Raw genomic sequence first — 524 nt, 5'->3', positions numbered from 1 at the left:
ATTCTTGGTATTCTTCATCTGAGATATCTGCTTTATTACGCGTCCACAACGCTTGAGCTTTGTTGATTTGCTCCCACTTCTTCTCATCTGTCTCTTTACCGTCTTCATCACGCACTACAGTTTGGATAGAAACAGGAATACCGATGTGATCCGAGTACTTGCTGATGACATCGCGCAAGCGCCATTCATTTAAGAACTCTTTACCTTCGTCACGCATGTGAAGAATAATGTCGGTACCACGAGATTCTTTAGTGATGTTTTCAATGGTGTACTCACCCTCGCCCGCAGAATGCCATTGCACAGCTTCATCTGCTGGCAAACCTGCTGCACGAGTGCGCACGGTCACCGCATCAGCAACGATAAATGCAGAGTAGAAACCAACACCAAATTGACCGATCAATTGCGAGTCTTTGCTTTGCTCTTCTGAAAGCTTTGAGAAGAATTCCGCGGTGCCTGATTTTGCGATGGTGCCTAAATGTTCGATAACGTCATTGCGGCTCATACCGATACCGTTATCAGAAATC

Annotated in this window: 1 protein-coding gene; it reads right to left on the bottom strand. The window is 45.6% G+C overall.

The genetic code is table 11. From position 1 onward, the window contains the following. A partial coding sequence (locus R7Q11_RS29175) for an ATP-binding protein (RefSeq protein ID WP_225467345.1) occupies nucleotides 1–524 on the bottom strand: 524 nt, incomplete at both ends.

The organism is Vibrio sp. 970 (assembly GCF_033339075.1).
The sequence above is the reverse complement of the archived record's forward strand: the minus strand, read 5'-3'. Positions and strand labels throughout refer to the sequence as shown.